The 22,225-nt window shown below is 63.6% G+C and carries 17 protein-coding genes and 2 pseudogenes; 11 read left to right on the top strand and 8 right to left on the bottom strand.

Annotated features, from left to right (window positions below):
• Window positions 1-43 precede the first annotated feature (43 nt).
• From IPK20_22005 to IPK20_21995, 3 genes and pseudogenes are all read left to right on the top strand, one after another.
• The gene (locus IPK20_22005) at window positions 44-493 is read left to right on the top strand and encodes a hypothetical protein (GenBank protein MBK8019094.1); all 450 of its coding nucleotides are present in this window, start codon (window positions 44-46) and stop codon (window positions 491-493) included.
• Between the two features lie 135 nt (window positions 494-628).
• Window positions 629-1,021, top strand: a complete 393-nt coding sequence (locus IPK20_22000; protein ID MBK8019093.1) for a hypothetical protein — start codon at window positions 629-631, stop codon at window positions 1,019-1,021.
• A 90-nt stretch (window positions 1,022-1,111) separates the two neighbouring features.
• Window positions 1,112-1,599 (top strand): annotated as a pseudogene (locus IPK20_21995) (UDP-N-acetylglucosamine 2-epimerase).
• A 400-nt stretch (window positions 1,600-1,999) separates the two neighbouring features.
• Here the strand turns inward: IPK20_21995 and IPK20_21990 are convergent.
• The gene (locus tag IPK20_21990; protein MBK8019092.1) at window positions 2,000-3,184 is read right to left on the bottom strand and encodes a DUF354 domain-containing protein; all 1,185 of its coding nucleotides are present in this window, start codon (window positions 3,182-3,184) and stop codon (window positions 2,000-2,002) included.
• 289 nt (window positions 3,185-3,473) lie between these two features.
• Here IPK20_21990 and IPK20_21985 point away from each other — a divergent pair, with 289 nt between their 5' ends.
• Together IPK20_21985 and IPK20_21980 are read left to right on the top strand one after the other, a co-directional pair.
• Window positions 3,474-3,833 carry a hypothetical protein gene (locus tag IPK20_21985; protein MBK8019091.1) on the top strand — a complete coding sequence of 120 codons (360 nt, stop codon included), beginning with the start codon at window positions 3,474-3,476 and terminating at the stop codon, window positions 3,831-3,833.
• A gap of 894 nt (window positions 3,834-4,727) precedes the next feature.
• Entirely contained in the window at window positions 4,728-5,972 is a 1,245-nt protein-coding gene (locus IPK20_21980; GenBank protein ID MBK8019090.1) for a glycosyltransferase family 4 protein, read from the top strand.
• Here the strand turns inward: IPK20_21980 and IPK20_21975 are convergent.
• The gene (locus tag IPK20_21975) at window positions 5,969-7,096 is read right to left on the bottom strand and encodes a glycosyltransferase (GenBank protein MBK8019089.1); all 1,128 of its coding nucleotides are present in this window, start codon (window positions 7,094-7,096) and stop codon (window positions 5,969-5,971) included. The two genes, IPK20_21980 and IPK20_21975, sit on opposite strands and share 4 nt — an antisense overlap.
• A 603-nt stretch (window positions 7,097-7,699) precedes the next feature.
• Here IPK20_21975 and IPK20_21970 point away from each other — a divergent pair.
• From IPK20_21970 to IPK20_21955, 4 genes and pseudogenes are all read left to right on the top strand, one after another.
• Entirely contained in the window at window positions 7,700-8,848 is a 1,149-nt protein-coding gene (locus IPK20_21970) for a glycosyltransferase family 4 protein (GenBank protein ID MBK8019088.1), read from the top strand.
• Entirely contained in the window at window positions 8,845-9,777 is a 933-nt protein-coding gene (locus IPK20_21965; GenBank protein MBK8019087.1) for a GDP-mannose 4,6-dehydratase, read from the top strand. Before IPK20_21970 ends, IPK20_21965 begins: the two co-directional genes overlap by 4 nt.
• Window positions 9,778-9,846: 69 nt before the next feature.
• The gene (locus tag IPK20_21960) at window positions 9,847-10,740 is read left to right on the top strand and encodes a class I SAM-dependent methyltransferase (GenBank protein ID MBK8019086.1); all 894 of its coding nucleotides are present in this window, start codon (window positions 9,847-9,849) and stop codon (window positions 10,738-10,740) included.
• A 270-nt stretch (window positions 10,741-11,010) separates the two neighbouring features.
• Window positions 11,011-12,452, top strand: a pseudogene (locus tag IPK20_21955) (MBOAT family protein).
• 913 nt (window positions 12,453-13,365) lie between these two features.
• On the opposite strand, the gene IPK20_21950 reads toward IPK20_21955, so the two are convergent.
• The 6 genes from IPK20_21950 to IPK20_21925 form a co-directional block, all read right to left on the bottom strand.
• Entirely contained in the window at window positions 13,366-14,352 is a 987-nt protein-coding gene (locus tag IPK20_21950; protein MBK8019085.1) for a methyltransferase domain-containing protein, read from the bottom strand.
• 301 nt (window positions 14,353-14,653) lie between these two features.
• Window positions 14,654-15,976 (bottom strand): oligosaccharide flippase family protein, encoded by a 1,323-nt coding sequence (locus tag IPK20_21945; protein ID MBK8019084.1) that lies wholly within the window; start codon window positions 15,974-15,976, stop codon window positions 14,654-14,656.
• The gene (locus tag IPK20_21940) at window positions 15,966-17,174 is read right to left on the bottom strand and encodes a glycosyltransferase family 4 protein (GenBank protein MBK8019083.1); all 1,209 of its coding nucleotides are present in this window, start codon (window positions 17,172-17,174) and stop codon (window positions 15,966-15,968) included. Before IPK20_21940 ends, IPK20_21945 begins: the two co-directional genes overlap by 11 nt.
• Window positions 17,171-18,349: an SPOR domain-containing protein gene (locus IPK20_21935; protein ID MBK8019082.1), complete on the bottom strand. Its 1,179-nt coding sequence runs from the start codon at window positions 18,347-18,349 to the stop codon at window positions 17,171-17,173. The genes IPK20_21940 and IPK20_21935 overlap by 4 nt, the downstream gene beginning before the upstream one ends.
• On the bottom strand, window positions 18,286-18,900 hold the full coding sequence (locus IPK20_21930) for an AAA family ATPase (GenBank protein ID MBK8019081.1): 615 nt from the start codon (window positions 18,898-18,900) through the stop codon (window positions 18,286-18,288). Before IPK20_21930 ends, IPK20_21935 begins: the two co-directional genes overlap by 64 nt.
• On the bottom strand, window positions 18,887-20,281 hold the full coding sequence (locus IPK20_21925; protein ID MBK8019080.1) for an O-antigen ligase family protein: 1,395 nt from the start codon (window positions 20,279-20,281) through the stop codon (window positions 18,887-18,889). Before IPK20_21925 ends, IPK20_21930 begins: the two co-directional genes overlap by 14 nt.
• A gap of 353 nt (window positions 20,282-20,634) precedes the next feature.
• On the opposite strand from IPK20_21925, the gene IPK20_21920 reads away from it, so the two are divergent.
• A complete protein-coding gene (locus tag IPK20_21920) occupies window positions 20,635-22,071 on the top strand; it encodes an MBOAT family protein (GenBank protein MBK8019079.1) in 1,437 nt (478 codons plus the stop codon).
• 12 nt (window positions 22,072-22,083) lie between these two features.
• The coding region (locus IPK20_21915; GenBank protein MBK8019078.1) for a hypothetical protein at window positions 22,084-22,225 on the top strand (142 nt) is incomplete at its 3' end.

Here is a 22,225-nt window from a genome sequence, read left to right as displayed (position 1 = left end):
CCGGACGGCGACGGTCGGCGCCTGGCTGGCACGATGCCCTGCTGTGCCTGGGGTCGGCGCCGGACGGCTTTTCACGCCGCCGCTGGGCTCGCGCACGATCGTCCGCGGCACGGCCGGGCGCCTGGCAGCGGGGACCTGCCCCTGCCCGCTGCCCTGGGCTGGGGCTACGATTTTTCCCTGGCAGAGCAAGGCGTTCCTGCAGCCGGCCTTCTTTCCCACGGTCGTGGCCACGAGCTTCGCGGTGGACGCGCTGGAGGGATGCGCGACCGGCTGGCAGCAGACGTCGGTGGCCGCCGGGCGCTTCGTGGCCCGCCATCTCCACCGGCACCAGGATGCGGACGGCATCTGCTTCAACTACTCGCCCGGAGACCGCACGCGGGTCTCAACGCCTCGCTGTTCGGGGCCCGCCTGCTGGCTCAGGCCGCTCCGCACGTCGATGCGGACGAGGCGGACGCCTGGCGCCACGACGCGGGCCGCGGCGTGGCCTGGGTGATGGCCCGGCAGGCCGCAGACGGATCCTGGATCTACGGCGACGCCGGCCGCACAGCAGTGGATCGACAACCTGCACACGGGCTTCAACCTGGAAACCGTCCGCCGCACGGCGCCCTGCTGGGCACCGATCGCTGGGATGAGCGCCTGGCGGCCGGCCAGCCAACCTATCGGCGGCACCTGTTCGAGGACGACGCCGCCGCGTTACTACAGCACCACGCGGTGGCCGCTGGACCCGCACAGCTTCGCCGCAGGGGCCCTCACGTTCCTGCGGCTGCGCCGGTTCGACGACGATGCGGTCGGAGTGTTCGCCGGCCGCATCCTGGCGCGCGGGGTCGCGGGCTGTGGGACGAGCGGCGCGGCAGGTTCCGTTTCAGAAGCACGCCGGGCATGCGCAGGGATCATCCACATGCGGTGGTCAGGAGCGTGGATGTTACTGGCGATTTGTGCCTACCTGGCGGCGAGCCGCGCGGAAATCGCGCCGAGCGCGCGCTGGTGGTCGACAGTTGACAGCGGCGGATTGCCGCACTAGGTATCGAGAAGAACGACGATCGCCACACGACCGAGGGACTCGCCGTGCCCAAAGAAGATCTTCCTCATTGCCGCCGCCCGTCCCAACTTCATGAAGTTGGCCCCCTTGTGGCGCGCGATGGCCGCCCGTCGGACGGGCTTCAGCCGCTGCTGATCCACACCCGTACTACGACCACAACATGTCGGACGTGTTTTTCGAAGACCTGGGCCTGCCGGTACCCCCTGTCCACCTGGGCGTCGGCGGGAGGCAGCCACGCCCAGCAGACGGCCGGCGTGATGGTCAAGTTCGAGGAGTTGTGCCTTCAGGGCGCGGACATGGTCGTCGTGGTCGGCGACGTCAACGCCACCATGGCCACCTCCATCACTGCCGCCAAACTGCACATCCCGGTGGCCCACGTGGAAACCGGCCTGCGCAGCCGCGACATGACGATGCCCGAGGAAGTCAATCGCCTGCTGACCGACGCCATCGCCGACCTGCTGTTCACCCCCAGCCGGGACGCCGACGACAACCTGCTGGCGGAGGGCGTGGCCCCCGAGGCGGATCAAGCTGGTGGGCAACATCATGACGATACAGCCTGAGTGCGCTCGGTGGAAAAAGCGCGCCGCCTGGACACGTGCGCGCGGTTCGGCCCGACCGCAGGCCGTTTCGGGAGTCATGACGCTGCACCGCCCGGCCAACGTGGACGACCCCGACACGCTGGCGCATCCTGGATGTCCTGGTGGGCATGGACATCCCCCTCGTGTTCCCGGTCCATCCCGTACCCGCGCCGTCATGTCCCAGCTTGATCTGGGTGCAAAAGTGCGGCCTGACAGGATCATTGATCATCCTGGCTGATCCGATGGGCTACTACGAGTTCATGAACCTGGTGGTTCACGCCCAGCTGATCATCACGATTCGGGCGGCCTGCAGGAGGAAGCGAACATGGCTGGGGCATTCCCTGCCTCACGTTGCGCCCCAACACCGAACGCCCTGTCACGATCAGCGAGGGGACGAATGAGCTGGCGACGGTCGACTCGCTGGCTGAGCAAACGGCGATGATCCTGGCGGGCGACTGGAAGAAGGGCGTGTCCCCGAGCTGTGGGACAGCGCCACCGCTCCGCGTATCGTGGACGCGATCGAGCAGTTCCTGGCCCACCGCTGGCGATTGACCGCGCCAACAATGGCGTTGCAGATGAAGGCTATCAGCGCGTTCGGGTCCGGTCGCGACACCGCGCCTTGCCGGCGGACCACCACCAGTTTTGTCGGAACCTCGTCCGCCCTGGCAAGCAGGGCCAGCCGACCGCTGGCTGCCAGCGCCTCGTCGACCATTCCCTCGCGCCCCCGGAAGAAGCTGTACGAGGGGATTCCCATGATCGCCGCTTCGCGCGTCATGGTACCGCCGCCGCTGATCACCATGTCGGTGGAGGCAACCAAGCTGGGACCATCATAGACCTTGCGGGGGATGATGACCTCGCGCACGCCTGCGAGCTTCGGCAGGTCCCGCTGGTCGTCCGTGCGCGGCAGATAGACCAGTTGCACGTCACCGGCGCCTGCCAACTTGTGCAGGATCGCCTGCAGCAGGATCTCCGCCTCGGGGTTGTGGTAGTGGGCAGTTGTGGCTGGCGGCCGCAACAACACCTTTACCGCTTCCGGCCGCAGGCCCAGGTCGGCAGCGATCGTGTTGTCCAGTTCCCCCTGGGCAAGGTAGAGTTCCTCCTTGAAGCCAGGGTGGCCGACGACTTTCGAGGTCGCGATGCCTGCCTCGGCGCAGCGGCCATTCGTGATCGAGGCCGGCAACAGGATGGAACGACAGCACAGGTTGAACAGCCGGGCGTTGACCCATTCGTAGTCGTACATGGTCACGGTCGGGATGCCCAGCAACACCGACGCGATGGGCAAAGCCCGCGAACCATGACCGAAACTCACCTGCGTCCCGCGTCGCCGCATCGTCCGCGCCAACTCCCAGGCGCGACCAAGGGTGCCCTTGACCTTGCCGCTCATGCCACGACCGTATTCGCCCCCCACTCGCAAATATGTAAATCCGTACATATCAAGCAGTTGACAGGTGCTGGTGCGGTCTCGCGCCGTGAAGACCACATCGTGGCCGCGTCTGGTCAGCTCGGCCGCGAGCGGGCGCATGATGAGGACATGGGGACCGTTGTCGGCGTCGAACCAGATTCGCATTGGGCCTCCCGGTCGAGCAGGTGGCGGCGAAGATAGGCTTCCGGCAATGTGGCGTCAATCGAGGCCCGATTCGACGCCGCACCGCCTCCGGCATTGCCGGAGTCCGGCAACGGCGCCGAACGGCCCGGATCGGCATCTCGGCTTTGACGCCCTTCAAGGCGGCGCGTATCATGCCGATAGCCTGTCCTGAAGACCTTGCATCGGCACCGACAAGCACCCCGAATGGACGCCGGATGACCCGACCTGGCGACGGCGCCGAATCGCCCAATCCCGGAAGTGTCGCATCCTCATGAGCCTCATGAAGTCGGTCTACAACGCATCGCCTCGTGCACTCAGGTCTTTGTACACGAACGCCTATGGGCTGAGAAATCGTGCCCGGTATCGCCGCTGGGACCAGCTCCTGCGCGGGATCGCGTACACGGAAACGCTGGCCCGGAGCGACCAGATCGCTCTGGTGGACGACAAATTGAAGCTGATGATCCGCCACGCTATCGCCAACGTGCCGTTCTACGCGCAGTATCAGCGCCTGGAAGCGGACCTGAAGCACCGTAGCGCCTATGAAGTGCTCAAGGAACTGCCCATCACGAACAAGGAGATCATCAATCGCGATCCCGCGGCCTCCTGGCCCGCGGCCGGGGCGATTGCGTGATCTCCCGGACCTCGGGGACCACGGGGACGCGCCCTTTCTGATCCACATGGACAAGCCGTCGTTCCTGCTGGGAGATGCGCTATGGTGGCGACGCACCTTGTGGGCCGACTACAAACCCGGCGATTGGATCGCCAGGCTTGTCGGTGATCCCGTCGTCCCCTTGGAGGAGATGAACCCAGCCAGGCCGTGGATGATCTCGTACCCGGACCGGCGAATCTATCTGTCGACCTTCCACCTGAATGCGGACACCGCGCGCAGCATGGGAGAACTGCTGCGTCGGCGGCGACCCGCCTACCTGATGGGCTATCCTTCGTCCCTCGAGATCTTTTCCAGCTACCTTCAGGAGTCCGAGTTCCGAATGGACTGGGACCTGCGCCACATCCTGTTCTCCAGCGAGCCCATGCACGCCCATCAGGAACGGATCATAGGCGCAGTCTTCGGGGCGAAGATCCGCGGGCTCTACGGCTCCGGCGAGAAGGTGATCTCCGCCGCGCAATGCGCGTTCGGTCGGTACCATCTCTCGCTCGTGGACGGCTTCCTCGAAGGACAGTTCGGCATCATGAATGAGGTCAAGCCCGCAGCCGTCACGACGCTCTCCAATTTCGCCATGCCGATGATCCGCTACCAGATCGGGGACGTGATCGAATCACAGCCTTCGCTGGCGTGCGAATGCGGCCGAACGCTGCCCGTGATCTCGCCCGTCATCACCAAGCACGAAGGTTGGATCAGCACTGCTTCCGGGCGGCGCATCTCTCCCAGCGCGGTGGTCTGGGCGTTCATCCACCAGGACATCAAGGACATACGGAACGGTCAGGTGGTCCAGGAGAACGAACACCTCGTGCGGGTGTACCTGAACGCAGACGAGGAGACGTTCCTCAAGTACCGCGACGTGCTTTGGCGTTCCATGCGCAAGGTCTTCTTCGAGGAACTGGACGTCGAGATCGCGCGCACGGACCAGATCCAGGTGACTCAAGCGGGCAAGTCCAGGTTCATCTTCAGCAAGATCCGGCAACCGATTTGAGCCGGACTGCCGATCGGTGGGATGGGACGCCACGCACGTTCGCAATTGAGCCACGGGAGCAGGGAGCGGATGGCCAGGAAGATCCTCTTCGTAGGACCGACAACGGGCGGCGGCGTCGCGACGATCAACAACGAAGTCGCAGCGGTCTTCCGTCAGGCAGGGTACCGGTGTCTGACCGTCGACGCGCAGAACCTCATGAAGCGGCTTCCGGCCCCGATCGCTATATTTTGGCGTACCTGCAGGCAATCGCCTTGATCGCCGTTCACCGCCCGGATGCCATGTACATGCAGATCGCACAGACCGGCTATCTGCACCAGAGCCTGTTCTTCGTGTGGGCCAAGCTGTTGCGCTGCCGCACGGTAGCCCATTTCCACGCGAATGCGAACCTCCAGGAGGCTGTCACGCCGCGGCACTTCAGGCAGATACTCGCCTCGGAGCGGTTCATCGACAAGATGATCCTGTTGACGGAGCCGTGCCGCCGCAGCCTGGTCGCAAACGGCTGGCGGAAGGACACGTACGTCATCCCGAATTTCATCGATGCTTCGGAACTGCCTGCTGTGTTGCCGCCCCTCAGCGCCCGGAAGCAGATCCTCTACCTCGGCCGGATGGACCGACTGAAGGGCATCTTCGAGGTGATTGCGGTAGCGCGCCTGCTTCCGGGCGAGAACTTCGTGTTCGTTGGCAGCTTCGCCGACGAGTCGTTGGAGCGCGAGTTCATCTCGGAGCTTGAAACGACGCCTAACGCGCGCTGGTTGGGCTCGATGTGGGGGCGTGCGAAGTACGATATCATCGCCCAATCGCGGTTCCTGCTGTTGCCCACGCGCCGGGACGAGTTCCCCATGATCCTGATCGAGGCGACGATTCTCGGCTGCATACCGCTCACGAGCGTCGTCGGCTCGGTCGGCGAGATCATCCGGGATGGATTCAATGGCGTGTATATCCAGGCCGATGACATCGATGGCATGGCGGCAAAGATCCGGGAGTTGCAGGCCCGCCACGACCTGCAGGACATGGCAACCAACGGCGTCCGCTTCGCCCGAGACAACTTCACGAAAGACGTCGTCCGCGACGCCCTGCTCGCAATCGTGGGGGACGGCCGGGGCGCGCCGCGCTTCTAGCTCCTGCCGGCGACGGATCGCAGTGCGTCTTCGTAGCGCCGCACCATATCGTGAAGCTCGAAGCGCTTGACAACCACCTCGCGGGCGTTCGCGCCCTGGCGGCGTCGCTCGGCGGGATCAGCGAACTTCTTCAGGCACGCCGCCAGCGCCCCGATATCCCCTGCCTCGTAGACGTAGCCGTTGTGGCCGTCGGTCACCTGTTCGTCCGCGCCGCCGATTCGTGACATGACCATTGGCCGCTCCAGCGCCATTGCCTCCAGCGCCGATATCGAAAAGGTCTCGACCGCATGCGATACGATGGCCATCACGTCGCACGCGGCCACCCAGGGTCGCACATCGGCCTGGAAGCCGACGACGAACGCCTGTTCCTGCAGGCCGAGCTCCGCAATACGTCGCTCGATGCGCGGCCGTTCCGGGCCGTCTCCGATCACGAGGCACCGCGCCGGCACGCCATCGCGCTTCAGGAGTGCGACCGCCTCCAAGAGGTCTCCATGCGCCTTCTCGGGCCTCAGCCCGGCGCAGATGCCGATCATGAGATCGGTGTCGACAGCGTCGAACCGGTTGCGCGCTTCGCGCGCGGCATCTCTCACCACGGCAACCGAGAAGCGATCGACGTCCACCCCGTTGTAGATGAAGGAGTCCGCACGCGCCCGCAGTCCCCTTCGGCGCCAATGGCGGCGCTGGTTCTGGCAGACATAGATCAATTCGTCGCACTGCCGGAACAGCAACCAATAGAAGGCCATCTGGAAGCGAAGCCGCCAGCTTCCGAGAAGCGTCGTGTGAAACGCCATCACGAGCCTCGGTCGCCTCTTCGAGCGCGCCCGCGCCAGCACTCCATACAGCATGGAATACAGGTTCGTGCAGTAGACCACCTCGACGCCCTCACGGTCGATGTGCCCTGCCAACCGTCGAACAACCTGGAGGTCCAGCTTCTGGCGCACTCCGCAGGAGATCGTGGATTCAAGGTATTCAGCCGCGATCTCGCCCCGCAGCGCATCGCCGGAATGCAGGTATGCGAGCGCGCGCGGGAACTCGTCGGCATCAAGGTGATTGACCAGGGACACCACGTGCCGCTCCGCGCCGCCCGGATTCAGCGAGTTCACGATGAAGAGGATCTTGGCCATGGTATCCGCGCTCCGACGACGGTGCCGAACACTGGGCCTCCGTCGGCTTGTCGCAATCCGTGAAGCAACTGGCTGCTCACGTGCCGTGATCGCGGCTGTTCGGCGCCCGGGCCTGTGACGAGAGTCGCAGGCCCCGGCAGCACGTCGAACTGCCCGGCAGCGATCCAGCGGTATGCGAACATGGTCACGGACTCGATGTCCAGCAACCAGCATGTTCGCCGGAGCATCGGCGAGCGACGACTCCTGCTTGTAGGTCCCGCTCGCTCATGCCGTCTTGTCAGCGGCGCCCTGTTCCCGCCCCCGCGGGCGATGCAGGCATGAATGCCCCCCGTCAGAGCTTCCACCGGAGCCCTGCCGCCCATGGCTCATTGAAGTTGCTTATTTTTCAATCTGTTACACAGCGCTCGCCGGTCATAGACTGTGTTTGGGCCCCTCCAGCAGGGTGGATGGGAGGCCTGGCTGCGTCCCGCGAGCGCACAATAGGTCATATATATTTTGATTTCATGACGTTTCTCGATTGCCGGATGCCCCCCGAATGTGGTAACCTGTTGAAGATGCGACATCTGGCTTGCTGCGAGATCCTCACCGATCGGAGGCTGGTGCATGCGTGTGGCCATGCTGGGCAATTTCCCGCTCGATCCGGAGAAGATACCGGGGGGTGTCGAAGCCGTGATCCGCAATCTGGCGATGGCGATGGCGCCGCGCGATGACATAGACCTCCATCTGGTCGTCAGTTCTCCCGAAACGAACCGGAACCTGACCAAATCGTACGGCGGATTCACGATCCACTACCTGCCGGGTCAACGTCGGCTCGGTGTGCTCACGGGCCACTATCTCGACAGGAAGCGGCTGCGGCGGGCGTTGCGCGAGATCAAGCCGGACATCGTCCATGCACACGGCACCGGTGGCTACGTTGCCGCGGCTCAAGAGTCCGGAATCCCGACGGTCTTGACGGTGCACGGCATTCGATTCCGTGAGGTGGTGCTATTCGGCGGCATCGTCGGCTGGTTGCGTCAGGTCGCCACCATCCGACAGGAACGGCGCGTTCTCGCCCGGGCGAGGTTCGTATTCGTCATCGCCGACTACGTCGGCAAGACCATTGCTCCAATGTCGCACGCGAAACAGTTCGCGATCGCCAATCCGGTGGCCGACAAGTACTTTGCAATGGAAACCACCGACCGGAACCGGACCGTGCTGTCGGTGGCTGCTGTGCAGCCCCGCAAGGGCATTATCCATCTGGTGGAAGCGATGGCCCTTGTCCGCCGGAAAGTCCCCGATGCAAGGCTCAAGCTCATCGGGAAGTTGCTGATTCCCGAGTACGGCAAACAGGTACAGGATCGCATCGCCGAATTGGGGCTGACCGATTGCGTGGAAATGGTCGGCTTCGTCACTGACGAAGAGCTGCAACAGGCCTTCACTGGTTGCTCGGTGTTCGCCCTGTGCTCGGTCGAAGAGAGTTCGCCGGTTTCCATTGCCGAAGCGATGACCCTCGGCAAGCCGGTCGTCGCCACCGCCGTCGGCGGCGTTCCCGACCTGGTCGCCGACGGCGCCACGGGCCATCTCGTCAAGTTCGGAGATGTCCAGGCCATCGCCGACGCGCTGACGGCCGTTCTGGCGGATGATGATCTGCGGGCACGCATGGGAGCAGCCGCCAAGGCTCGCGCCCATCGCGACTTCAGGCCCGCTGCGGCCGCCGAAAGGACGATAGCCGTGTATCGACAGGTCCTCAGCGAGTACGGAGTGGTTTCATGAGCTTGAATCAATCGAGAGTTCTCGTCACCGGCGGAGCCGGGTTCATCCCCAGCCATCTGGTTGATCTGCTCGTTGCCAGCGGCGCCCACGTGGTGGTCCTGGACGACATGTCCGCCGGCAAGCCGGACAATCTAGCCGACGTGAAGAACGACATCGAGATGGTCGTCGGCTCGGTCGCCGACGCTGAACTGGTGGACGGACTGGTCAAGGGCTGTCGCTTGGTATTCAATTTCGCGGCCAATGCCGACGTGCCCCGATCGGTGAAGTTCCCGTCCGTCGACTTCTTCACGAATGCCGTCGGCGCATTCAACGTCTACGATTCCTGCCGCCGGCATGGCGTCGAGCGCGTCTTGCAGGCATCGACGGCCGCCGTCTACGGCGAGCCCGAGTACACGCCGATGGACGAGCGGCACCCGTTGCGACCGATCTCACCGTACGGCGCTTCGAAGCTCGCCGCCGAATCGATGGGACTGGCCTGGAACCACACCTACGGCCTGCCGTTCACGGCGATCCGCATCTTCAACACGTACGGCCCACGGCAGCCGCGCTATGTCATCTACGACCTGTTCCGGAAGATCCAGAAGGACAGCTCGAGGCTCGAGGTTCTCGGAACGGGCGAACAGGTCCGCGACTACTGCTACGTTGCCGACACAGCCACGGCCTTTTTCAACCTCGCCCAGAATCCAGATGCAGTTGGCGGCGTCTACAACATCGCGGGCGGCCATCCCGTTTCCATCCGGCAGCTTGTGGCACTCATCCTGGAAACCTTGCAATTGAAGGACACAGAGGTCTACTATACCGGCCAGAGTTGGCCAGGTGATATCAACCGACTGGTGGCCGGCTTGGAGAAGATCCGTTTGGCCGGCTTCGAGCCAACCGTGGACCTGAAGGAAGGGCTGCGGAGATTTGCCGCTTGGATCGAAGCGTGACCGGCATCTAGCGCCGCGACAGAAATTCACCAGCACGCGCCCTTCCTGGACCGAAGAAAGGCAGCTTCCATGGCGTCGATTGGCCCAACCCTGCACCTGATGATCGATGGCTCGCTTCGGGCTGTGCTCAAGACCCGTCAGGGGATGATGGGAAGCGGCGCCGCCGGCAAGGGGCTTGGTGCATCCCTACCGGGCGGGCAGGTGTTCCTGGCTGCGGAAGTCGTGCGCGATCGCGACGGCTTCGAACTGCTTCGCTCCGGTGACACGAAGCACTCCATGTGGCGCACGGTCGAGTGGCGATTGCTCCGAGAAGCGCTCGCCAACGCACCACGCCCGCTGCTGGACCTCGGCTGCGGCGACGGCGGGTTCGGCGCCCTCCTGACCAACAGCATCGAGTACGGCATCGACGGCGACGCCGATGCCGTCAGTCAATGCAACCCGAAGGTCTACGGCAGCACCCACGCCGCCGACATGCGGCAGTCGCTGCCCCTCACGGACCGTACCATCGCCACCATCTTTTCCAATTCGACACTCGAACATGTTGAACCCCTTGCACCTGCGATAGCATCGATTGCCCGCGCACTGCGCCCCGGGGGCCGCCTGCTTGCCACGGTCCCCACCAGCGGCTTCACCGAGACCATGGTCGCCGCCTATGGCACGCCTTTCGCCGAGCGCCTGAACCGCACGCTCGGGCATCACAATCTCTGGTCCTGGAGCCGATGGGAAGAACTGCGTCGTTCGAATGGGTTCTCTGCGGTCAGTTTCCGCGGCTACCTGAGCCGGCCGGCCATCGTCTGGTATTGCTCCCGCGGGCTGGCGCCGTGGCCCCAGATCGCGCGCAGACGCCGCGACTGGCTGTGGCAGCACGACCTGAATGCCCTGCGGCATCATGTGGACGACTCGCTACGCGTCACCGCCGAACAGGAAACGACCTGTGTGCTGATCGATGCTGTCCGGAGCTAGTGCCCGGACTCGACCGGTGTCAGCCTCACGCCGCGAAGGACCGCCATGGGCTTACCTGCCCACGAGCCTCACCAGGCGACTCGGCTTGTGCCAAACAAGGCCCGCCCCCGGCAGCCAAGAGCCATTGGTCCTTGAAGTTGCCGCGGGATTGCCTTAAGATCTCACGGCCGTGAAACAAGGACGGGTCCCGGGCATTCGGCGCCATCGCCGGCATCCCGATGTGCGCCCGGCTGCATCCCAGTGGTCGATTCATCTCCCGGAGCCCACCACGTGCTATTCAATTCCTTCGAATATCTCATCTTCCTGCCAGTTGTCGTCGGCCTGTACTTCGCATTGCCGCACAAGCTGCGCTGGGTGTTGCTGCTTCTGGCGAGCTACTTCTTCTATGCCTCGTGGAAGCTGGAATACCTGTCATTGATCGTCTTTTCGACGCTGGTGGACTATGCAGTGGCGATCGGGATCGCCGCTGCCGCGACCCAGCGAAGACGCAAGGTCCTGCTGGGCGTGAGCCTGGCACTCAATCTTGGCCTCCTGTTCGTCTTCAAGTACTTCAACTTCTTCGGCGACTCGGTTCAGTCCCTCTTCGGGCAGTTCAATCTCATGGTCCGGCTTCCGGAGCTGAAGGTGCTGCTTCCGGTTGGCATCTCCTTCTATACCTTCCAGACGCTCAGCTACACGATTGACGTCTTCAAGGGCCACCGGGAGCCGGAGCGCCATCTGGGCCTCTTCGCGGTGTACGTGTCGTTTTTCCCTCAGCTGGTGGCCGGGCCGATCGAACGGTCGACCAGCCTGCTCCCCAGTTCTATACGGCGCATCGCTTCGACTTCGCGCGACTGAGCAGCGGACTTCAGCTGATCCTCTGGGGACTGGTGAAGAAGGTCGTCATCTCCGACCGGCTGGCCATGTACATCGAACCCGTGTTCGCCAATCCCGGCAACTACGACGGCAGCACGCTCCTGGTGGCGTGCGTGATGTTCGCCATCCAGATCTACTGTGACTTCTCCGGCTACTCCGACATCGCCATTGGATCGGCCCGCATCATGGGGTTCGACCTCATGATCAATTTCCGGCAACCGTACTTCTCGACGTCGATCCGCGAGTTCTGGCAGCGGTGGCACATCTCCCTGTCTACCTGGTTTCGCGACTACGTCTATATCCCCCTGGGGGGCAGCAAGGTCGCGAAGCCACAGGCCTACCTCAACCTCCTTGTGACCTTTCTGGTCAGCGGCCTGTGGCACGGAGCCAACTGGACCTTCGTCGTCTGGGGCGGTTTGCATGGCTTCTACCTGATGATGGAGAACCTCCAGAAGGCTGTGATCGGCAAGTACGGACGGCCCCGGCTACCGGATAGCCTGAACGGGTTGTTCACCCTCGCGCAGGCCGTCTGGACTTTCATCCTGGTGTTGTTCGGCTGGGTGTTCTTCCGCGCCGGCAGTCTGTCTGATGCCTTCCTGATCTTGAACCGCATCGGTGGCGATCTGGCAGGCGGCCGGTTGCATCTGGCCTTCCAGGCGCCGCTCGATAGCGGGCGTGACGTCGCCTTCCTGACCTCCATTGTCCTCTTGATGATGGTATTCGACTTCTTCCTGTGGCGTGAGAAGCCGATCCTGCGACAGCCGGTCTTCATGTGGACCACCATGTCGTTCCAGTTCTGGGTACTCGTTGTCTTCGGCGTGTTTTCCAACCAGCAGTTCATCTACTTCCAGTTCTAGGAGCGCTCATGCCCGCTCTCCGCAAGGCCGTCTTCGCACTGCTCATCTTCCTGGTGCTGGGGGAGTTGATCGTGCGTTTCGATTCGGCGACGATGTTCTTCGCCGGCGATCGGCTCGTTCGGCTGGGTTCCGAGTCACGCCCGTCCATCGTGCTGGACCAGCTGGAAGGCGGAACGTTTTCGCCCGCCGCGGACCAGTACCGCGTGATGGTCCTCGGGGACTCCTATCTCTACGGCAACGGAGTGCCGGAAGGCGAGCGCTTCTGCAACCTGCTCGAGGCGCAGCTGCGTGACGCCAGGATCGCCGGGTCAAGCGACGTCTGCGTCCTGGACGTGACCGTGCCGGGACACAATTCAGCCAAGAACGCGGAGATGTTCTTCAAGCACGTCGAGCAGTTCAAGCCGGATGCCGTCGTTTGGGCCTATTTCCTGAACGACGTATACCCGAAGGGGGAAGCGGCGGGCGACGCGATGCCCTCCGCGGTGCAGCCGGCATCGGCTGCAGGCTCTCCGACGTCGGCGCCCCCCCAGCCCGAGGCCAAGGACGGAATTCGTCGCCACATTCAGCGCATCCAGCACTTCGCCTACGTCAATAGCCGCCTGCTCAAGTACGTGGTGCCCACTCTGGGCCAGGAACTCAAGATCCGCGGTGTCGTGGTGCCCGGCAGCCAGTTCGATCACGAACGATCCCGGTCACATGAACCTGACTACCAGCCCTGGCAACGGTCGCAGGTCGTTCTGGACGAGGTATGGGCTCGCTGTGCTGCCGACGGGATCGACGTGACCGTCGTCAACTGCCCCTATCTGAATCTGCTCGGACACTACTCGCTCTTCGACGCCGTCGACGCGCGCATTGGCGCCTACTTTCGCTCGCGCCCTGTGAACTACGTGCGCGGTGCGAGCCTCTTCATGGATCATGCGGATGAGACGTATTCGGTGTCACGATACGATTCGCACCCCAACGCAAGTGCCCATCGGATCTTGGCCGATGGGATTGCGGGAGTCATGCTGCAGAATGCTGGACAACCCCGCTGACGTGGCGTCAGTCTCCCGTAGCGATGATTACTTGACTGCGACGATATTGACCCCAGCAGAAGGCGAGGCCACCGCGAGTCCGCGATGGCCTGGCACAAGCCCCGCGGCAACGCACCGAGCACCGCTTCTACCGGCAGCAGCGGCGCCAGTGGGTGCCGGTAGAACCGTCCGCGAACAACAACGGACCCGCCGAATCGCCTGAAGCCGGCACGTCGAAACAGGTCCATCGTTTCGCGAATCGTGTATTCACGCAGATGAAAGCCCGTCGCGACCTCGTCAAAGGGCCCGGAGATGTCATGTGGACCTGATAGCCGATTGGGCGTACAGCAGAGGTAGAGCCCACCTGGCTTCAATGCGGCAACGATGTTGACCAGCTGTGTCCCGGCGTCATCCGGATGCAGGTGTTCCATCAGCTGGTTACTGTAGGCGACGTCCACCGATCCGGAGGGCACGGGTATGCTGCTGCCATCCGAGATGATCAGCTCCATGTTGTCTGGCCAATGTGCATGCCGCGTGACCTCAGTCGACACGTCGACCGCGATGCACCTGTGGGCGATTCGCGCCATGGCGACGGTCAGCGCGCAATCACCGGGACCGATCTCGAGGTACGTGTGCTCCGGCCGCACATAGTTGCGGAGAATCGTCAGTTGGCGTTCGATCTTGGCCGCATCGGCCGATGGATCTCGCTTCCTCACCAGTTGCGGATGGTCTGGACAGAGACGGAACATCTCATCGTAGACCTGCGCGTACAGGTGGCGCCGCTCTTCCGCCGGCGCGGCCCGCAGCTTCGCAGCCAGGGCCTTCTCCACCTCATACTGGTGCCTCACATCCTCGGCTCGACGCCCCGCTGGCATGGGTTTCGTCATCTGGCGCGACTCCTGTCGTCACTTCCGTGCAACCCAGATACTCGGCGAACAGTTACCTGAGATTCGAACACGCGCTGCGTACCTATCATAGTCCATTGCGCGTCGGGCTGTCGAGGCGCGCGCGGGCGAATCCCATCGCACCTCGGAAACCACCGTCCGATCCTGGACCTCTGTAATCCAGATTGGGCCCTTGTCCTGGGCATCCAGGCGGCGACTGCACGGCATCCCCTCGGCGCAGGGCGTCGGCACTCGCAACCGCAGCGGCCGCAGACGCACGGCCGCGTTCCCCAATCGCGCGACTCTAGCGCCTCCCCGCGCCCAGCCTGACGCCCATGGACTTGGCCTTCCGCCAGAGCTCGGCATAGAAGCCCCCAATCTCCGCTGGGCTGACGAGGAAGGGCATCGGCTCCGCAATCAACCTGTTCATGATGATCATGCCGACCCAGCGCGTTCCGAGCATCAAGGGCACCTGCACGGCGATGATGCCCACCATGCCCCCGATCACCATGCCGCCGTACAGCGCGAAAGGCGCCACCACCAGCGTCGCCACGTTGACCCACACCGTGACGTCATTGCGATTGATGGCGCGCAGGACGAGCGTGTAGTTGTAGATCAACGCGATCTTGGTCAGTGCATTCATCTGGAAGATCGGAGCCGCGTCCTCGTATGTGCTCGTGCACATCGCCACGACCAGTGGCTTGGCGAAGAGCACGAACACGAGCGTGACCGGCAACGTGACGGCGTACGAGCTGGCCATCACACGGCGCCACAGGGCCCGGATGCCCGCCCAGTCGTTGCGCTGCTCGAGTGCGGCGAACTGACCCAGCGCAACGACTGCCACCGATTGCACGAACATCTGGATGATCGGGATCTCCGTGCAGCCGGCAGAGTATACCGCGAACCCCTCGGTGCCGTAGTAGCGGCTGACCATGAACTCATGAAGGCGCGCCAGCATCGTGATGAGGGTCCCGCCCGCGCCCAGGATGACACTGTAGCGTATCTGCTCCCGAATGGCGAAGAAGTACCGTGAGGAGCGGAAGCCGTGCAATCGCACCTGGATGAATGCCAGCATGCCTATCAACTGCAGAAGCCTGCCCACGACCAGGCTGACGAGAACCGTATGCAGGTCGCGGGTGATGTACGCGGCCATGACGCTGATTCCACTGACCAGGATCTGGCCGCCGACCTCGAAGGCCGCCGCGGCCTTCACGCGCTGACGCGCGGCGAGGAAGCAATCGCAGCCGATCGTGAGGATCAGCGTGATGACATAGGCCGCCAGGACCCAGAATTCGTCCCTGAGCACCGACATCTTCAGGAATCCGCTGAGAACATCGAGATTGAGACCAATGACTGCGAAGATGACCGCGAACGCGATCACATTCATGATGATGCTGTTGATGAAGTAGGACCCTGCGTTCTCGACGTCACGGGGGACCAGATAGAACAGCGCCTGGTTCAGACCGATCTGGAAAAGGGCACCGATGTAGCTCTCGAGCAGGAAGAACTGGCGGTAGGAACCGAAGTCGTAGACCGTCAGCAGGCGTACAAGCACGAGGGGAAGCAACAGGCGCATCCCGTACCCGAGCACCTTCGACATGAACAGGTAGAGCGAACTAGTCAGCAACGACGTTCTCGCCTCGTCTGGAAGCCCGCGCTTCGCGATAGATCGCTTCGAGCCTGTCAACCACGACATCCAGGTCGTGCCGCCTCCGCACGGCCTCCCCCGCAGTGTGACCCCACTGCCGACGCCGCGCCTCGTCGGCGACGGCTTCCCGCAGTGCGCCCGCAAGCCGGCCGGAGTCGCCGACGGGAACCAGGCGGCCGCTCAGACCGTCCTGGACGAGTTCTGCCAGCACCGGCAGATCGGTGGCGATGACCGGAAGATCATGCGACATGGCTTCCAGCACCGCCAGGGGCATGCCCTCAAACGTCGACGGCAGACAGAACACATCGGCGGCACGTAGCAACTCGGCCGTGTTGTCGACGTGACCGGCAAACCGGCAGCGCTGGCTGATTCCGAGGCTCCTCGCCAACTGTTCAGCTGCGAACGCTGCTCGCCCTCGCCGGCGATGACACATTGCCAGTCGGGGTTCATCCCTTCGATCGCGCCGAGCGCCGCGATCAGCGTGCGGGAAGTCCTTCTGGGCGGTTAGTCGACCCATCCCCACGATCAGGACGGCGTCGCCGGGAATGTTCCAGCGTGTCCGGGCGGCGGCGCGTTCGTGTTTGCCGGCGCGCGGGCCGGCCGGCACCCCGTTCGGGATGACAACGATGCGCCGAGCTTCCTCCTCGTCGGCCCCCAGTGCCCCGATCATCGCGGTTCGCGCCTGTTCGCTGACGGCAACCATGGCCGAGCAGCTGTGAAGCAGTCGACGGTAAGCCGCCTTGCGAAGCGGCCGGCGCAGCCAGCTTCCGCGTCCGCCATAGTCGAACTCGCGTTCGTTGTGAACGGTCGGCAACACAGGGCAGACCTGCCGCCTCGCCATCACGAGGCCGAGGAAGTTCGCCATCGGCAGGTGGCATTGGAGCACATCGATCCTGTTCACGCGGAGGTACGCCTCCAGGCGCCTGCGTAGCGAGAGGAAATACGCCAGCGCGCCGGCCGGCCCGCCACCATTGCGGTCGCAGCCAAGGTCGCCCAGGCGTACCGTCTCCGGAACCCGGCAGCGCAGCGGTCCGTCCGCGCGGGCAACGACGAGATGCGCACCCCAACCGCGATCCGCCAACACGCCGGAGATCCTCATGGCGAGCATCTCGGCTCCACCCGCCGTCAGCGTCTCCACGAAGTGGGCAACCCGTGGGGATTCCGGCAAATCGCTCATTGAGCGTCGACGTCGCCCAGCGACATGACCTTGTAGTAAGTGATGGATCCCGAGTCACGCAGCGCATTCGCACGGGCGACAGCTTCCGCGTGGGATGCGAACGGACCGAGATACACGCGGTACCACGAGACCTCGCGTACGAACTGCTGACGCACGATCGCCGGCAGGCCGGCGTCGGTGTACTGTCGGGCGAGGATGCCGGCATGATCAGGTGTACGGAACGAACTCACGTGCAGATAGAGCGGGCCGTCGGTCGCGATGTTCCCGCTGGGCTCGGACGCCTCGGGAGCCGCGGCCGCAGGGACCTGCGTTCCGCCTGCCGTCTCGACCGTTGTCGTTGTCGGCGCCGCGGCACGTTGTGGGCTGCCCGCCCCGGGCGACGATACCGCCGGCTCGACCGGCGGCGGGACCACCTCGCCCGCTTCGGCCTGCAGTGCATGCTGTTCGGAAACCGGGTCCGCTGCCAAGGCGGTCGAACTGTCCCGGGCCGCTTCGGCTCCGATCCGGGCACCAACTACGGAAGTCGTGGCGTCGGCCCTCGGTTCGGCATCGATTCCTTCTGGTGTCGTCCGCTCGGAGAGCTCAGCGTCCTCGGGCCGGTGCAGTACATCGCCGATCGCCTCGAACACATCGAACCGCCCGGTCGCAGCCAGCCCTCCCAGGACAACGGCAGCCAGCAGCAGCACCGCACCCAGGGCGCGGCCAACAACACGACCTCGCTTCGGCTCGACCGCCCTGCCACCCCTGCCCTCGGCTGCCTGCTGTCGCGTCGCCAATTGGGGTGCGGGCTTGGGGGTTCCGTGGCTGGCGTCGCCCCGATCTCGCCCGGCCGAACCTGCCTTCGAACCGGCGCCGGGCGAAGACGTGCCGTCCGTGTCCGTCCGGGCAGGAGGTATCGGCATCGAAGCCTCGGCGACCGTCGTCATCCCACCCGAAGCCGCGCCGGATTCGTCGAGATCGCCCACTTCGACCTTGCGCCGCCCTGCCACATAGGCAGCCAGCAGCCCTTCGCCGCACAGGGTATTCACCACACGCGGGATACCACCGCTCAACTGGTAGATGAGATCCAGGGCCCGCACCGAGAACGTACATGCGTTCCCGCCGGCCACGGTCATGCGATGATCGACGTACTCTTCCAGCTCCCGCCGCGACAACGGAGCCAGCTTGTAGTGCACGCGGATGCGCTGCCGAAGCTGGGCCAGGTCCGCACGCTGAAGCGCCGCCTCCAGCTCAGGTTGGCCCGCCAGGACGATCTGAACCGGCTGCTCGTCCCCTGTCCCAGGTTCGTGAGAAGACGGATCTCTTCAAGCGCCTCGCGGGACAGGTTCTGCGCCTCGTCGATGACCACGATGAGCCGCTTGCCGTCCCGACCCGACGCGATCAGGAACTTCTTGAACGCGATCAGCAGATCGGACTTGTCGGCACCCGGCTCCACGGGCACCCCGAGATCCTCGAGCACCAGCTTCAGGAGTTCCTTGGCGTCGACGCTCGTGTTTGTCACGAGTGCAGTCAGATAGCGGTCGCCGAGGTGCGACAGGAAGGACTGGATCGCCATGGTCTTCCCGGTGCCGATGGCGCCGGTGATCATGATGATGGCCTCGTTGCTGTCCAGCCCATAGACCAGATGCGCAATGCTCTCCTCGAACGCCCCCGACTTGTAGAGGAAGTCGAGTCGCGGCGAGATGCCGAACGGATGGACTGCAAGACCGAACTCACGCAGGAACATGGGATCTCTCCGAGCGCTGGTATCCGGCGAGCACGCCGGCGATCATGTAGAAGAGCGTGCCATTGAACGAGAAGTACCGGTAATCGAACGCCAGCCCGCCCACGAGGTAGGCAGCGAACGCGCCCGCACACACCGGAAGCACGAATTGCCCGAAGTGGTCGTCCGGGCCCCGGTTCCGGTACACGGCGAACGCCTTCCGGAAGATCAGGAAGTAGATGCCGAACTGCATCAGGGCCCCAACCAATCCGTCCTCGGCCAACGGCCCCAGATAGATGTCGTGGATGGGGTTGTGCCGGAATTGGCTGAAGCGAATCGTGCCGAGCACGGGAGCTTCGACCGGCGATACGTACTGCTCCCGTACGGCCCGGAACTGGAAGAAGCCGATCCCGAACAGCGGGTGGTCGCGCCAGAGCCGCAGTACGGTCACGGCGGTTCCGACTCGCGAGCCGAGAGTATCGTCATTCTCTACTCGCTCCTTCATGAACTGGTCTTCCCGGAGTCCAAGCACGGCTATCGCCAGGATTGCAGCCGCGATGCCTGCAGGCGCAACGATAGGCACGAAGCGCCGCCAGTTGAGATACACCGCCACGGCCGACCCGGCAATGCCTGCCAGCCAGGAGCCTCGCGTGTACGTGAAGTAGAGCCCGGCCATCGCCGCCAGGAAGCAGCCGCCGACGATGATGCGTGTCACCTGCGAGCGTGCGGTCGCGATCAGGTACAGATGGACCGGCAACAGAGTCGCGAACGCCGTGCCGAACACGCCAGGCTGCTCGAACGGGCCGATGGATCTGCCCCGGAATTCCAACTCCTTCGCGGCCAGGATCGACCGCGGGAAGACAAGGCTATCGACCCGGTACTTCTCCACAATCGCGGTGAACGAGTAGTAGATGACAAGGGCAAACATCGACCACCACAACGCGCGCACATTGCGGTCACCGACGACGATGTTCTTGGCAAAGAAGTAGGCGAAGTACGGGATCGCCACGCTCATGAACCACGGCTGGAGGTAGTGCGAATCCTGGATGTAGACGCGGATGTAGATGTACAACCCGTGCGCCAGCAGGAGGAGATCGAGCGCGAAGGGCCCCCGCAGCGGCCGCCGCTCCGCGACGTACTTGATCATGAAGATGACGCCGAGCCAGATCATCATCATCCGGTCGAGGTAGAGATCCGGCAGGACCGGCGACCGGACTGACCAGAGGAACCGGAAGCCGCCGACCGCTACCACCCACACGATAAACGGCACCATCAGGTTCCTGAGCGAGGCGGTGGCGAACAGTACCGCGGCCAGAAGTCCCACCAGGGTGAAGGCGAACATCTCCACCCCAAGCCTCGTGACCAGGAAGCGGCTCGCGATCAGGCTGAAGACCAACACGATCAAGATGGTGATCGCGGGTCCCCGCCTTGCCGGCGACCGCGCCACATCCGGGGACCACTTCGTGGCTGATCCGTTCAAACGCAGCACCTGCTCACCTGCCTCCGTCCCGCAACTGACGGGACTGACCACCGAACCCGTGCATTCGGCATCGCCTCAGCAACCCGCCGTGCACCGACACCCCACCATTATCGATCAGTATCGGCGTTTACTGAGCGAATCCGCATTGTCAAAATCTCGGGAACTCTAGTATTGACCGCAGGATCCCCACGGGAATATAATTGATCAACGCTCCGAGTCACTGTTCATTCTGCTTGAGACCCCTGTCGCGCCAGCAGAAAGCACCGAGCCCCCTCCCGATGTTGTTCAATTCTCCAGTTTTTTTGATTTTTGCCGCCTTGTTTTTCGCCGGCTGGCCGCTAGCGAAGCGGCATGTGCAGATTCGTTATTTCTATATCGTGCTGTTTTCGTTCGTATTCTATGGTTGGTGGGACTGGCGGTTCCTGTTCCTCATCATCGGCAGTGGACTGATCGACTATCTGGCCGGGTTAGGCATGGTCCGCTACAGATCCCGGCGCAAGCTGCTCTTGGTGCTGTCGTTGGTAGGCAATATCGGCTCGCTGATGGTCTTCAAGTACAGCGGCTTCTTCGCGGACAACCTCACCTGGCTCTTCGCGCAGGTAGGCATCCAGGTTGCCCTTCGTGAGTCGATTCCGCACTTCGTCCTGATTCTCCCGGTCGGCATCAGCTTCTACACGTTCCAGTCGATGAGCTACTCGATCGACGTGTACAAGCGCGAACTGCAGCCCACCAGCAACATCCTCCAGTTCTTCGCGTTCCTGGCGTTCTTCCCGCAACTGGTCGCCGGCCCGATCGTGCGCGCGGCCGACCTACTCCCCCAACTGAAGCTCGAACCGCATACGGACGAGGCCATGCGCTGGGAGGGTGCGAAGCTGATCGCCCACGGCTTCGCCAAGAAGGTGTTCATCGCCGACAACCTTGCGTACTACGTCACGGGGGCGTTCAACGATCCGGTTCATTCGCCGAGCAGCTGGTACTGGTGGCTGATCATGACCGCGTTCGCGTTCCAGATCTACTGCGACTTCAGCGGCTACTCCGACATCGCGCGCGGGCTTGCGAAATGGGCCGGCTACGACTTCCTGGTGAACTTCCGTCACCCTTACGTGGCGACGTCACTTCGGGATTTCTGGTCCCGGTGGCACATATCATTGTCCACCTGGTTCCGGGACTACGTGTACATCCCGCTGGGGGGATCACGTGGCAGTCGGCTGCGTTCAGAGTGCAACATGTGGACCACGATGCTGGTTTCCGGCTTCTGGCACGGCGCCGCCTGGAACTTCCTCATTTGGGGTGGGCTCCACGCGGTCGGGATGTCGGTCGAGCGGTTCACACGCTGGCCGCAGAAGTTGATGTCGCTTCCCGGCGGCAGGCATCTTGCCGCGCTCGTGCTGCTGCTCGAAGTCTGGGTGACGTGGGTATTCTTCCGGGCGACGAGCCTCGAGCAGGCGGTGCGGATCGTCGGGTCGATGTTCTCGTTCCATGGCGGACCCCAGATGGTCGTTGAGCAGCTCGGCGGCGTCAAGTTGCTCAACATCGGCATCATCATCGTCATCGCGGCCTTGCGCGAATACTGGTTCTTCCTGCACCTGGACGAACGGCGCTTCCTGCCACGGCCCCTGGAAAGGCCCGTGCAGGTGGTCGCCCTGGCCGCGATTGTCGTGGTCTGCGTGTTTTTCCGAGGTCCCGGCAGTCAGTTCATCTATTTCCAGTTCTAGGAGCAGATCGTCGTGATCGACCGGACTTTCCTGACCATGGGACTGGCGCTGCTGGGGGTGGTCGTGTTCGCCCAGCTCAAACCGGCCTCTCCCGATCCGGTCGAGGATGTCCGGGCACGGGAAACCGCCTTCTATATCGACAAGGCGCACCAGC

This window comes from Betaproteobacteria bacterium (assembly GCA_016713305.1).
In the GTDB taxonomy this organism is placed as follows: domain Bacteria; phylum Pseudomonadota; class Gammaproteobacteria; order Burkholderiales.
This window is presented reverse-complemented; position numbering and strand designations above follow the sequence as displayed.